Source organism: Rhizobium sp. Root1334 (genome assembly GCF_001426665.1).
Lineage (GTDB): Bacteria > Pseudomonadota > Alphaproteobacteria > Rhizobiales > Rhizobiaceae > Pararhizobium.
The window spans coordinates 366,561-379,149 of sequence record NZ_LMEY01000023.1 but is presented as its reverse complement, the minus strand read 5'-3'; the positions used below and the strand labels follow the sequence as shown (position 1 = coordinate 379,149).

11 protein-coding genes are annotated in these 12,589 nt (G+C 60.6%); 7 read left to right on the top strand and 4 right to left on the bottom strand.

What is annotated here, in order from left to right:
• Positions 1-129 precede the first annotated feature (129 nt).
• The 4 genes from ASD36_RS20295 to ASD36_RS20280 are packed head-to-tail and all read left to right on the top strand — an operon-like array spanning position 130 to position 5,273.
• The gene (locus ASD36_RS20295) at positions 130-1,719 is read left to right on the top strand and encodes an ABC transporter substrate-binding protein (protein ID WP_060506685.1); all 1,590 of its coding nucleotides are present in this window, start codon (positions 130-132) and stop codon (positions 1,717-1,719) included.
• Positions 1,719-2,825: an ABC transporter permease gene (locus tag ASD36_RS20290; RefSeq protein ID WP_060506684.1), complete on the top strand. Its 1,107-nt coding sequence runs from the start codon at positions 1,719-1,721 to the stop codon at positions 2,823-2,825. Before ASD36_RS20295 ends, ASD36_RS20290 begins: the two co-directional genes overlap by 1 nt.
• The gene (locus tag ASD36_RS20285) at positions 2,822-3,649 is read left to right on the top strand and encodes an ABC transporter permease (protein ID WP_060506683.1); all 828 of its coding nucleotides are present in this window, start codon (positions 2,822-2,824) and stop codon (positions 3,647-3,649) included. Before ASD36_RS20290 ends, ASD36_RS20285 begins: the two co-directional genes overlap by 4 nt.
• Entirely contained in the window at positions 3,642-5,273 is a 1,632-nt protein-coding gene (locus ASD36_RS20280) for an ABC transporter ATP-binding protein (RefSeq protein WP_060506682.1), read from the top strand. Before ASD36_RS20285 ends, ASD36_RS20280 begins: the two co-directional genes overlap by 8 nt.
• Positions 5,274-5,327: 54 nt before the next feature.
• Here ASD36_RS20280 and ASD36_RS20275 read toward each other — a convergent pair whose 3' ends face one another.
• Both ASD36_RS20275 and ASD36_RS20270 read right to left on the bottom strand, forming a co-directional pair.
• A complete protein-coding gene (locus tag ASD36_RS20275) occupies positions 5,328-5,660 on the bottom strand; it encodes a PAAR domain-containing protein (RefSeq protein ID WP_060506681.1) in 333 nt (110 codons plus the stop codon).
• A gap of 77 nt (positions 5,661-5,737) precedes the next feature.
• A complete protein-coding gene (locus tag ASD36_RS20270; protein ID WP_060506680.1) occupies positions 5,738-6,556 on the bottom strand; it encodes a helix-turn-helix transcriptional regulator in 819 nt (272 codons plus the stop codon).
• 102 nt (positions 6,557-6,658) lie between these two features.
• Here ASD36_RS20270 and ASD36_RS20265 point away from each other — a divergent pair, with 102 nt between their 5' ends.
• On the top strand, positions 6,659-8,248 hold the full coding sequence (locus ASD36_RS20265) for an ABC transporter substrate-binding protein (protein WP_060506679.1): 1,590 nt from the start codon (positions 6,659-6,661) through the stop codon (positions 8,246-8,248).
• Between the two features lie 25 nt (positions 8,249-8,273).
• A complete protein-coding gene (locus ASD36_RS20260; protein ID WP_060506795.1) occupies positions 8,274-10,277 on the top strand; it encodes a CocE/NonD family hydrolase in 2,004 nt (667 codons plus the stop codon).
• Here ASD36_RS20260 and ASD36_RS20255 read toward each other — a convergent pair.
• Entirely contained in the window at positions 10,270-10,674 is a 405-nt protein-coding gene (locus ASD36_RS20255) for an ACT domain-containing protein (RefSeq protein WP_060506678.1), read from the bottom strand. The genes ASD36_RS20260 and ASD36_RS20255 overlap by 8 nt on opposite strands.
• Positions 10,675-10,970: 296 nt before the next feature.
• On the opposite strand from ASD36_RS20255, the gene msrA reads away from it, so the two are divergent.
• Positions 10,971-11,624, top strand: coding sequence for a peptide-methionine (S)-S-oxide reductase MsrA (gene msrA, locus ASD36_RS20250; RefSeq protein WP_060506794.1), 654 nt, complete (start codon positions 10,971-10,973; stop codon positions 11,622-11,624).
• On the opposite strand, the gene ASD36_RS20245 is transcribed toward msrA, so the two are convergent.
• On the bottom strand, positions 11,625-12,548 hold the full coding sequence (locus ASD36_RS20245) for an alpha/beta hydrolase (RefSeq protein ID WP_060506677.1): 924 nt from the start codon (positions 12,546-12,548) through the stop codon (positions 11,625-11,627). It abuts the gene before it with no gap.
• Positions 12,549-12,589 lie beyond the last annotated feature (41 nt).

Here is a 12,589-nt window from a genome sequence, read left to right as displayed (position 1 = left end):
GGCAAACCAATCCGCAAATGTGACTGGCCTACCCGCCCTCGGGCATGCATTCTAGCAAACACACGATCGGCAAAGATTGAAAACAATAAAGAAAAACGGCGAAAAGCCATCAACAAAGGGAACAGGGGAATGAGCGATTACAAGAACTACCTCGCCAATCAGGTGATGATGGGCAAGATGAACCGCCGCGAATTTATCGGCCTCACCGTGGCTGCCGGTGTAGCGCTCTCCAGCGCCAGCACATTGTTTGCCAGCAGCGCCGAGGCCCAGGAGCCGAAAAAGGGCGGTCACCTCAAGCTTGGCCTTGAAGGCGGCTCGGCCACCGATAGCAAGGATCCAGGCAAGAACCTATCGCAGGTCACCTTTGTGTCTAGTCACAACTGGGGCGACCTGCTCGTCGAATCCGACCCGTTCACCGGTGCGCCCGTGCCGTCGCTGGCCGAATCCTGGGAACCTTCGAAAGACGCTGTCACCTGGACCTTCAAGATCCGCAGCGGCGTCAAGTTCCACAATGGCAAGGACCTGACCGTCGATGACGTCGTGGCAACGCTGAAGCGGCATTCGGACGAAAAATCCGAATCCGGCGCCCTTGGCGTCATGAAATCGATCAAGGATATCAAGGCCGACGGCGGCAATCTGGTGGTGACGCTCAACGAGGGCAACGCCGACATGCCGTTGCTGCTCAGCGCCTATCATCTGGTGATCCAGCCGAACGGTGGTCTCGACGATCCGGAAGCCGGCATCGGCACCGGTCCCTACAAGATGACCAGCTGGGAACCCGGCGTCCGCGCCACCTACGAAAAATTCCCGGAATATTGGCGCACCGATCGCGGCTTCGTCGATTCCGTCGAAATCATCGTCATGAACGACGCGACCGCCCGCATGGCTGCGCTCTCGTCCGGTCAGGTCCATTTCATCAACCGCGTCGATCCGAAGACCGTCGGCATGCTGAAGCGCGCGCCGAATGTCGAAATCCTCTCGACATCGGGCCGCGGCCACTACGTCTTCATCATGCATTGCAACACAGCACCATTCGACAACAACGACCTGCGCCTGGCGCTGAAATACGCCATGGACCGCGAAACGATGGTCGACAAGATCCTCGGCGGCTACGGCAAGGTTGGCAACGACTTCCCGATCAACTCGACCTACGCCCTGTTCCCTGACAGCATCGAGCAACGGACCTACGATCCAGACAAAGCGGCCTTCCACTACAAGAAGTCCGGTCACGACGGTTCAGTTCTCTTGCGCACGTCCGACGTCGCGTTCCCGGGTGCCGTCGATGCGGCCGTGCTCTACCAGGAAAGCTGCAAGAAGGCCGGCATCAACATCGAGGTGAAGCGCGAGCCGGGCGACGGCTACTGGACCAATGTCTGGAACGTCCAGCCATTCTCGACCTCCTACTGGGGCGGACGTCCGACGCAGGACCTGATGTATTCCACCGCCTATCTGTCGACCGCGGACTGGAACGACACCCGGTTCAAGCGTCCTGATTTCGACAAGGTGCTGCTCGAAGCCCGCTCCGAGCTTGACGATGGCAAGCGCAAGGAACTCTATACGGCAATGGCAACGATGGTCCGCGACGAAGGCGGCGTCATCCTGCCGATGTTCAACGACTTCGTGAACGCCAGCACCAAGCAGGTAAAGGGCTACGTCAAGGACGTCGGCAACGACATGTCCAACGGCTTCGTCGCAACTCGCGTCTGGCTCGACGCCTGATGGCGGGCGGACCGGTCACGGGTCCGGCGCAGACAACAGGTCCGGCTACGGGAGGCGAAAGCCTCTCGCAGCAGGCGCCCGTTTCCGGAACTATGGTAACGCCCCCGACAGGGGTCGTTACCGGCACGTTCTGGCGCCGTTTCACCCTTCGCCGCCCCTTGGCGGCGCTCATCGTCCAGCGGCTGGGTCTAAGCGTTGGTCTTCTGTTTGCCGTATCGCTGATGATCTTCGGCGGCGTCGAAGCTTTGCCTGGCGATTTCGCCACGACCTATCTCGGTCAATCGGCAACACCACAAGCTGTCGAAAACATCCGCAAGGATCTCGGTCTCGACCGTCCTGTGACGGAGCGTTATTTCAGCTGGCTCGGCGGCGCGTTGCAAGGTGACTTCGGAAAATCCTGGGCCAGCAAGAATTCGGTCAGCGAGCAGATCGGCAAACGCCTCGGAAACTCCCTGTTCCTCGCCTTCTTCGCCGCGATCATTTCTGTGCCGCTGGCGGTCGGGCTCGGCATGCTTGCCGTGCAATATCGAAACCGTTTGCCGGACAAGATCATCAATGTCGTCTCTCTCGCGGCAATCTCCTTGCCCGAATTCTTCGTCGGCTATCTGCTGATCCTGTTCTTTGCCGTCCAGATGGGCGTCGCGACCTTCCCTGCCACCGTCTATGACGGCATGAGCTTTGGCGAACGTCTCTCGGCCATCGCGCTGCCCGTCGCAACGCTAGTGCTCGTCGTTCTCGCCCATATGATGCGCATGACCCGCGCGGCCATCCTCAATGTCATGTCGTCGGCCTATGTCGAGACGGCAGAACTGAAGGGGCTGAGCGCCTTCCGGATCATTGCCAAGCACGCCGCTCCCAACGCCGTTGCCCCGGTCATCAACGTCATTGCGCTCAACCTCGCCTACCTCGTGGTCGGCGTCGTCGTCGTGGAAGTGGTGTTCGTCTATCCGGGCATGGGCCAGTACATGGTCGATGCGGTGACGGTTCGCGATATGCCGGTGGTGCAGGCCTGTGGCCTGATCTTTGCCGCCTTCTATATTTTCCTCAACATGGCCGCGGATATTCTCGCCATCCTCGCCAATCCGAGATTGAGGCACCCACGATGAGATTAAGCACCATTCCCCTCAGCGCCTGGGTCGGCCTCATCGGCATTGCCCTGGCCCTGTTCTGCGCCATCTTCGCGCCCTGGATCGCGCCGTTCGGCGAACGCGATGTCGTCGGCGATATCTGGCTGCCGATGGGTGGCGATTTCCTGCTCGGCACCGATAATCTGGGTCGTGACCTTCTATCCCGCCTGATCTTCGGCGCAAGAACGACGATCTTCGTCGCCCTTGCAGCAACCGTCATCTCGTTTTCGCTCGGCATGCTCTTGTCGTTCACGGCTGCCGTCACCGGTGGCCTGATCGATCAGCTGTTCTCACGCTTCAACGATCTGATGATGGCGATCCCGACGCTGATCTTCGCGCTGGTGGTGCTTGCGGTTCTGCCGCAGCAACTCTGGATCCTGATCCTTGTCATGGCCATTCTCGACAGTACCCGCGTCTTCCGCATCGGCCGCGCCGTGGCGCTCGATGTCGCAGTCATGGAATTCGTCGAGGCAGCGCGCCTGCGCGGCGAAGGAACGCGCTGGATCATTTTTCGCGAAATCCTGCCGAATACGCTCTCGCCGCTGCTGGCCGAATTCGGCCTGCGGTTCGCGTTTTCTATCCTGTTCCTGTCCACCCTCTCCTTCCTCGGCCTTGGCATCCAGCCGCCAGCCGCCGATTGGGGCGGTATGGTCAAGGACAACAAGGACGGCATCATCTTCGGCATCTCGGCGGCCCTGGTGCCGGGCGGCGCGATTGCCGGCCTTGCCATCTGCGTCAATCTCGTCGTCGACTGGCTGATGAAGCGAACCTCGAGCCTCAAGGGAGGGCGCGGCGATGCCTGATCTGCTGTCTGTCAAGAACCTGAAGATCGAAGCCACCAGCTATCCGCCGGGTGAACCGCCAAAGACGGTGACGCTGGTTGAAAATGTCTCCTTCGACGTCCAGAAGGGCAAGGTGCTCGGTCTGATCGGTGAAAGCGGCGCCGGCAAGTCCACCATCGGCCTCTCGGCGCTTGCCTATGGCCGTGGTGGTGCGGCGATCACCGGCGGCCAGGTCCTGCTGAACGGCAAGGACATCCTGACGCTCGGCCGCGATGGTGTGCGCACCATCCGCGGCTGCAAGGTCTGCTATGTGGCGCAATCGGCGGCCGCCGCCTTCAACCCGGCCCACAAGCTCGGCGAACAGGTGATCGAGGCGGCCCTGCGCCACAAGATCATGACCCGGCCCGAAGCGGAAAAGCGGGCGCTGTATCTCTTCAAGGTTCTCGGCCTGCCCAGCCCGGAAACGTTTGGCGACCGCTATCCGCACCAGGTCTCCGGCGGCCAGCTGCAGCGCGCCATGACGGCGATGGCACTCTGCCCCAACCCCGAGCTGATCGTCTTCGACGAGCCGACGACAGCGCTCGACGTCACCACCCAGATCGACGTTCTGGCCGCCATCAAGCATGCGATTGAGGAAACCCATACGGCCGCCCTCTACATCACCCATGATCTCGCCGTCGTCGCCCAGATTTCCGATGACATCATGGTGCTGCGCCATGGAAAGACCATCGAATACGGAACGACCAAGCAGATCATCGAGGCACCGAACGAGGACTATACCCGCGCCCTCGTCAGCGTCCGCCAGGCCAAGCGCGAGGAAGCAAAGGATCAGAGCAATACGCTCCTGAAGATCGATCATGTCAGCGCCGGCTACGGCAACGGCTTCAAGGTTCTGCATGACGTGTCCATGCACCTGCCCAGGGGCCAGACACTGGCGATCGTCGGCGAAAGCGGTTCCGGAAAATCGACGCTCGCCCGCGTCATCACCGGGCTCCTGCCGCCTTCGGAAGGAATGATCACCTTCGACGGTAAGCAGCTTCCAAAAGCGCTGAATGGACGCAGCAAGGAAGAACTGCGCCGCGTGCAGATGATCTACCAGATGGCTGACACGGCAATGAACCCCCGCCAGACCGTGCGCGATATCATCGGCCGGCCGATCTCGTTCTACTACGGCCTGCATGGCGCGAAAAAGACCGAGCGGGTGAAGGAGCTTCTCAATCAGATCGAGATGGGAGACCGCTTCCTCGACCGCTACCCGGCCGAACTGTCCGGTGGCCAGAAGCAGCGCGTGGCGATTGCACGGGCGCTGGCGGCTAAGCCGGAACTGATCCTTTGCGACGAACCAACGTCGGCGCTCGACCCGCTGGTGGCGGAAGGCATCTTGAATCTTCTTCTGAGGCTTCAGGAGGAAACCGCTGTTTCCTATGTCTTTATCACCCACGACATAGCAATTGTCCGCGCCATCGCCGACTCGGTCGCCGTCATGCACCGCGGCAAGCTCGTCCGTTTCGGACCCAAGTCGAAAGTGCTCACGCCACCGTTCGATGACTATACGGACCTGCTGCTGAAGTCGGTTCCGGAAATGGAGATCGGCTGGCTGGAAAAGGTCCTGACCACCCGCCGGATGGAAAGCGCCGGAAACTGATCAGACAAGAATGGCCTTCCCTCCATGCCCCCATAGAAGGGAAGGATCTCACGCTCATTTTGTGGTGCAGGCGACATCACCCAGCCGCTGCATCGGCTGATTGTTTGCCATGACGGTCGTTTCGCCCTTGGCGGTACAATCCGCCTTTTCCGAAGTCCCTGAACGGACGCGCACCAGCGGCTGCCCTTCGATCATGATGCCCGGAACGATTTCGTAGAGATCGGCCGGGCAATTGACGACGTCCGACAGCCTGAGTGCTGGCGCACCGCCGATGAAGACGCTGGATGCGCCGGACAGTGCGCAACCGGCAAGCGGCGAAGCATCCTCGCCGAGAACCGGCAAGGCGGACAGTCCGAACAGCAGCAATCCGGCGGCAACAGTCCTCATCCCGTCCTCCCATCTTTCATCGCCCGAACCCTACGACGAAACCAACGCCAGCGCGACCGGCTACGCCTGATGCGAGTTCAGAAAATTTCCGGAACGGACAGGATGCCGGACGACGGGGCATCAAGGTAATCCCGCACTGTCGCCGGCAATTGTCGCGCATTCTCCGGCAGCACGCCGCAGCGGGACAGTACCTGCCGCTTGTCCGGATTTGTGCCGAGGTGGCGCCAGATGACCCGCGAGGCATAAGGCAGGTTTTCCTTGCGCCAGGAGACCCCCATAGTGACGCCGCGCAGATAGACCCGTTGATGTACCTCGAACGGCATCAGGATCGTCTGCGACATCATCGGCTGCCGGCTGACGCTACGTTCGGTGATGAAAACGCGGTTTCTCAAGAAAGCCGCAAGCCCGATATATTTCGAGTATTGCCGGATTTCATGGGCGGCATCGTGGATGCGTTCGATTGACTTGACGTGAACGGAACCGTTTTCCTCGAGAAGCCGGGCGCAGGAACAGACGACGAGACCCGGCCACGACGGCGAAAGATGATAAGTCTGGAAGTAGCCCAGGTGACGGCGAAGCGACACCAGGTCGCCCGGAAGCCCTTCCAGCAAAACGCCACCATCAGCCTTGCGCTGCAACGGACGCGTCATGCGTGTCTGGAATTCGGGCACGGCGAGCAAAAAGTCCTGAGCCCCTAGCCCGAAGAATACAGCGATACGGGCAAGGTTGTGCGCCGACGGCTTGGCCTCGCCGGAAATATACCGGTTGAATTGCTGGCGGTTGATGCCGATTTCCCGGCAAATCTGCGAGATCGATGGCCGCGTGGCGCAGGCAAAACGCAGATTTTCGGTAAAAGCGTCACTGTCCGTCACGAGTCGGTCCCTTTCGATTTTCATATAGCGTAAAGTCGCTTAAACCAGCGTCAAGTCGCGAAATTGTGCTTGGGACGTTTCCCGTTACGTTTCCCTTCGAAAAACCAGCCATAAAGGGAACAGCGCATGCGTGATTTCACCAACAAGCCCGACAGCCTGATTGTGGGCGGCGGCGTCAACCGCCGGACGTTCCTGGGCGGCACGGCGGCACTCGGTCTTGCGGCCGGCTTCTCCGGCACGTTGATCGCCGGCATGGCCCGCGCCGAAGAACCCAAGCGCGGCGGCCATCTCAAGCTTGGCCTCAAGGGCGGCGCCACCACGGATTCGCTCGACCCGGCCACCTATAGCGGCTCCGTCCTCTTCACCATCGGCCATCTGTGGGGCGACACTCTGGTCGAGTCCGATCCGACCACAGGCGCTGCCCTGCCTTCGCTTGCCGAATCCTGGAGCCCCTCGCCCGATGCGTCGGTCTGGACATTCAAGCTGCGCAGCGGTGTGACGTTCCATGATGGCAGCCCGCTGACCCTCGCCGACGTGATCGCCACCCTCAAGCGCCATGCAGACGAAGGTTCAAAGTCCGGCGCGCTCGGCCTGATGCGCTCGATCAAGACGATCGAAGACAAGGCCGGCGAACTCGTCCTGACACTGACGGAAGGCAATGCCGATCTGCCGCTGATCTTGACCGACTATCACCTGATCATCCAGCCGGGTGGCGGCGTCAGCAACCCGACCTCGACAGTCGGAACCGGCCCCTACAAGCTGACCAGCTATGAAGCCGGTCTGCGCTCCACCTTCGAAAAGAACACCACCGATTGGCGCTCGGATCGCGGTTTCGTCGATAGCGTCGAAATCATCGTGATGAACGACAACACGGCGCGCGTCGCAGCGCTTGCATCCGGCCAGGTGCATTTCATCAATAACGTCGATCCAAAGACAGTCCCGATGCTGAAGCGGGCGCCGAAGGTCGAGATCCTGAAAACTGCGGGCAAGGGCTTCTACAGCTTCCTGATGCACTGCGACACAGCTCCGTTCGATAACAACGACCTGCGGCTGGCGCTGAAATACGCGATCGACCGCCAGGCCATTCTCGACCGCATCCTCGGCGGTTACGGCAAGATCGGCAACGACTATCCGGTCAACGAGAACTACGCGCTGGCGCCGGAAGGGATCGAGCAGCGCGCCTATGATCCGGACAAGGCGGCCTTTCACTACAAGAAATCCGGCCACGACCGGCCGATCCCGCTGCGCACCTCGGACGCCGCCTTTGCCGGCGCTGTCGATGCCGCGGTGCTGTTTCAGGAAAGTGCTGCCAAGGCCGGCATTCAGATCGAGGTCCAGCGCGAGCCGGAAGACGGCTATTGGACCAATGTCTGGAATGTCCAGCCGTTCTGCGCCTCCTATTGGGGTGGCCGCCCGACGCAGGATTCGCGCTATTCGACATCCTATCTCTCGACCGCCGAATGGAACGACACCCGCTTCAAGCGCGAGGATTTCGACAAGATCTTGCTACAAGCCCGCTCCGAGCTTGATGAAACCAAGCGCAAGGAGCTTTACCGCACCATGGCGTTGACAGTCAGAGACGAAGGCGGCCTCATCCTGCCGGTCTTCAACGACTATGTGAACGCGGCTTCCGCTTCGCTGAAGGGCTTTGTCCACGACATCGGCAATGATCTTTCGAACGGCTATGTCGCAAGCCGCGTCTGGTTCGAGAATTAAGAGCGGAATGACAGAGATGGATAGCATGTCCAAACGCAGTTTCACCCTGATCGAGAACGAGTGGATCATTCTTGCCGACGGCACCCGGCTTTCCGCCCGTATCTGGATGCCGGATGGTGCCGATACGAGCCCCGTTCCGGCCGTTCTCGAATACCTGCCCTATCGCAAGCGCGGCGGCACCAATGCCCGCGACGAGTCCACCTATCCGATGTTTGCGGCCGCCGGCATCGCCGGCATACGCGTCGATATCCGCGGCTCCGGTGAAAGCGACGGCGTTATCGACGGCGAATATACGCCGCGCGAACTGAGCGACGGCTGCGAGCTGATTGCCTGGATCGCCGCCCAGCCCTGGTCGAACGGCAATGTCGGCATGATGGGCATCTCCTGGGGTGGCTTCAACTGCCTGCAGGTGGCCGCCCTGAGGCCCCCGGCACTGAAGGCGGTGATCTCCATCGCCTCCACGGTCGATCGCTACAATGACGACATCCACTACAAGAACGGCACGCATCTTTCGGCCCAGCTCTCCTGGGCGGCGACCATGCTGGCCTATCAGTCGCGTTCGCCCGATCCGGCACTGGTCGGCGACACATGGAAAGAGATGTGGCTGGAGCGGCTGGAAAACGAGCCCTACTTCATGGAAGAATGGCTCCAGCATCAACGCCGGGACGCTTTTTGGGAACATGGCTCGATCTGCGAGGATTTCGAAGGTTTTCCGGTTCCCGCCATGGTCATTGCCGGCTGGGCGGACGGCTACCGCAATACCCCGATGAAGGCCGCCGAGGGGTTGTGCGGCAAAGTAAAGGCCCTGATCGGCCCTTGGGTGCACAAATATCCGCATTTTGCCTGGCCGAAACCGCGTGCCGATTTCCACGGCGAAGCGATCGCCTGGTGGAACCATTGGCTGCGCGGCGAGGAAACCGGCGTCGAGGCGCTGCCGCAGATGCGCGCCTACATCCTTGATGGTCCGAAACCGGCGCTTCGCCGCAACGCCGATCCCGGCTTCTGGATCGCCAAGGACGAATGGCGTCCGCCGGAAATGCAGACCTTCTATGTCGATCAGTTCGGCAGTCTCAACGAGGGCATGCCGATTGCGGGCGCCCATGATCACAACGCCTATCTGAAATCGCCGCTCGACACCGGCACAGCGTCCGGTGAATGGTTCACCCTGAAGCCCGATGCCGAGATGGCTGGCGACCAGCGCAGCGACGACGCCGGATCATTGAGCTTCGAAACGGCGCCACTGACGCAGGCCGTCGATTATCTCGGCCAGCCGGTGTTGACGGTCGAGCTCGCCTGCGATGCCGATTGGGCCAATCTCATCGCCCGTGTCGTCGACGTCCATCCGGATGGCACCGCCACCCGCGTCACCTTCGGCGTGTTGAACCTCGCCCATCGCGACGGCAATGCCGCGCCAAAACCGATGGAGCACGGCAAGAAGACAAGAGTGCAGCTGGTACTCGATGCCTGCGGTTATCGCTTCGGCGTGGGCCATCGCATCCGGCTGTCACTTTCGACCGCATACTGGCCGATGGTCCTGCCCGCACCGTCCGATCCCGGCTTGACGCTCGATCTCGCTTCACTGGGGTTGGCCCTGCCGAAACTCGGCGAACATCGGGCGATTACCATGCCTGAGCCTGCCAATCCCGATCCGCTGCCGAAATACATCGAGCGCACGGCCGGCAGCACCAGCCGCCGGGTCGAGCGCGATATGACCACCGGCCAGACGCACTACTATATCTACGAGGACGGCGGCCTGACCGAACATCCCGATACCGGCCTTGCCACACAGGATATCCGCGACGAAACCTGGACAATCGCAGCGGACGATCCGTTGTCGATGACAGGCACTTCGACCTGGACCTGCATTGCCAAACGCGAAAACTGGTCAGTGAAGACGGTTTCGGTCTCGCGGATCGCCTGCACGGCGACCGAGTGGCTGACCTCGGCTTCCGTGGTTGCCTTCGAAGGAGAGACGAAGATCTTCGAAAAGACCTTCGGCGAAACGCGCGTGCCGCGCGACTTCATGTGAGAACGGGCGCGGCCTCTGCCAGGGCCGCAAGCGCCCGCTCCGCATCATCAGCAGGCACGAAAATGTGGTCGTGGTGATAGGCCGCGACCACATTGGCGCTGATGCCATGCCGCGTCAGTGCCACCGCAACCGCCGCCGTCAGACCAACCGCCTCCAGGGCAGAATGCACGGTCAGCGTGATGCAGCGCATCACCAAACCATAAGTCAGGCCTGCCTTGTCGGCATCGGCCTTGTCCAGAATCAGGGTCAGCCCCTCATCCTCGCGAAAGAAGCCGAGCGGCTTCAGCGAAAGCCAGCTGGCGTCCTCAGCCGGGACGCTGCAATAGACATAATCGCCCGGGCGCAAATCCGGCCGCATCTCGCGCAACAGTATTTCGAGATCGGTAATGCCACTCATGTCTATACCCCTTCTTCAATCTCTGCCGGATCACACGGACGTGTATCCTCATCTCCGGCCTGTCACTTTGGCGTTACGCACGCATTTGCGATTTGACCCGCCTGCCTCTGTTGGCCAGAGTTTGCTCATAAAGCAAGGCCGCATATCGCTGCGATCAGTAGCGCACTGCCCTGCCAGGGGTCCAAGGCCATCGAAGGAGGACTAGCATGCCGCAGCTTGAAAAAGACAGAATTTCGGATGCAACCAAACGCCCGTTCATTTTGGGATTTACCGGCATAACAGCCATTGCTGCGGCAATGTTTTCGATATCCTCGACCTTCAGCAACGCCGCAGAGGAAGCCGTAGTCATCCCCCCGCCCGCCATCGATGAAGCCTCGACGGCCACCACGGAGAAAGCCGTCTTTGCCGGCGGTTGCTTCTGGGGCGTTCAGGGCGTCTTCCAGCATGTGAAGGGCGTCAAGAATGCGGTCTCCGGCTATTCCGGCGGCACCAAGGATACCGCCGCCTATGAAACCGTCAGCGGCGGCAATACGGGCCATGCCGAAGCCGTCGAAGTCACCTATAATCCGAAGATGGTCACCTATGGCCAGTTGCTGCAGATCTATTTCTCGGTCGCACACAACCCGACGCAGCTGAATTATCAGGGACCGGACCACGGGACCCAATACCGCTCGGAAATCTTTGCGACCAGCGGCGAGCAGAAGAAGATCGCTGAGAGTTACATCGCCCAGCTCGACAAGGCGAAGGTCTATGGCGAACCGGTCGTCACCAAGGTATCCGACATGACCGCCTTCTATCCGGCCGAGGAATACCACCAGGATTTCCTAACGCTCAACCCGACCTACCCCTATATCGTCTACAACGACATGCCGAAGATCGAGAACCTCAAGGCGCTGTTTCCGACCGAATTCAGCGCCAAGCCGGTCCTGGTGCTGAAGGCCAAAGGCTGATCACAGCGTCCCAACAAGATCGCTGACACCACGGCACAGCCGCACAAAACCGTCCCGCGCGCCCTCGCTCATATGACGGGCGCGCAGCCACGCATGGATCATCTGCGGCTCGTCGCGGTATGTGACGTTGACACCCGCAGCAATCAACCTCTGGCCATAAAGTGCCGCATCATCGCGCAGCGGATCGAAATGCGCCGATGTGATGTAGGCTGGCGGAAGGCCGGAAAAATCAGCTACTTTCAAGGGATGGGCAAAGGCGTTTTCCGCCGGAGCCTTCAGGACATCCCGGTAATAGGCAACATCGGCGGTCGTCAGGCCCGGGGCCTCCGCCATTTCAACATAAGAGCCGGAGACGAGATCGCCGCCCAGTCCCGGATAGATCAGAACTTGGCCTACGATGCCGCTCAGCGCCGCCGCCTTGGCTTTCAACGTCATTCCCGCTGCCAGATTACCACCCGCGCTGTCCCCAACAACAACCAGCGGCCGCCTATCAGCGAGCAGCCACGACAAAACATCAAAACAATCGTCAAACGCTGCAGGCCAGACATGCTCCGGTGCCAGCCGGTAATCGACGGAGACCAGCTCCGCCTTTGCCGCATGGGCAATCTCGGCGCAGATGGCATCATGACTTTGCAGCGAACCGACGACAAAACCGCCGCCGTGAATATAGAAAATCCTTGTTTGCGTCGCGATATCTGCCGGCCGGTAGCGGCGAACCGGAATGCGATCGCCCACCATCTCGTCTTGTCGCGTCAGCCCTTCCGGTGACGGAGCGTCGAACTCGGCACAGAGCGCGTCATACCATTCCCGCTGCTGCCCGATCGGCGCATCGACGGCATCGGCCGGATAGAACGCTTCGCAGCGCTTGTGGAAGGCGAGGATGCCGGGTTCGGTGGGGATTGGTTTTGAAAATATCGAATCCATGAGCTTTTCCTGCATCCATTACAGTGAACCTATCAAATCCA

Excerpts from the sequence above, each read along its gene's own strand:
- ASD36_RS20295 (WP_060506685.1), top strand. The coding sequence starts at position 130 with ATGAGCGATTACAAGAACTACCTCGCCAATCAGGTGATGATGGGCAAG.
- ASD36_RS20290 (WP_060506684.1), top strand. The coding sequence starts at position 1,719 with ATGGCGGGCGGACCGGTCACGGGTCCGGCGCAGACAACAGGTCCGGCT.
- ASD36_RS20285 (WP_060506683.1), top strand. The coding sequence starts at position 2,822 with ATGAGATTAAGCACCATTCCCCTCAGCGCCTGGGTCGGCCTCATCGGC.
- ASD36_RS20280 (WP_060506682.1), top strand. The coding sequence starts at position 3,642 with ATGCCTGATCTGCTGTCTGTCAAGAACCTGAAGATCGAAGCCACCAGC.
- ASD36_RS20275 (WP_060506681.1), bottom strand. The coding sequence starts at position 5,660 with ATGAGGACTGTTGCCGCCGGATTGCTGCTGTTCGGACTGTCCGCCTTG.
- ASD36_RS20270 (WP_060506680.1), bottom strand. The coding sequence starts at position 6,556 with ATGAAAATCGAAAGGGACCGACTCGTGACGGACAGTGACGCTTTTACC.
- ASD36_RS20265 (WP_060506679.1), top strand. The coding sequence starts at position 6,659 with ATGCGTGATTTCACCAACAAGCCCGACAGCCTGATTGTGGGCGGCGGC.
- ASD36_RS20260 (WP_060506795.1), top strand. The coding sequence starts at position 8,274 with ATGTCCAAACGCAGTTTCACCCTGATCGAGAACGAGTGGATCATTCTT.
- ASD36_RS20255 (WP_060506678.1), bottom strand. The coding sequence starts at position 10,674 with ATGAGTGGCATTACCGATCTCGAAATACTGTTGCGCGAGATGCGGCCG.
- msrA (WP_060506794.1), top strand. The coding sequence starts at position 10,971 with ATGTTTTCGATATCCTCGACCTTCAGCAACGCCGCAGAGGAAGCCGTA.
- ASD36_RS20245 (WP_060506677.1), bottom strand. The coding sequence starts at position 12,548 with ATGGATTCGATATTTTCAAAACCAATCCCCACCGAACCCGGCATCCTC.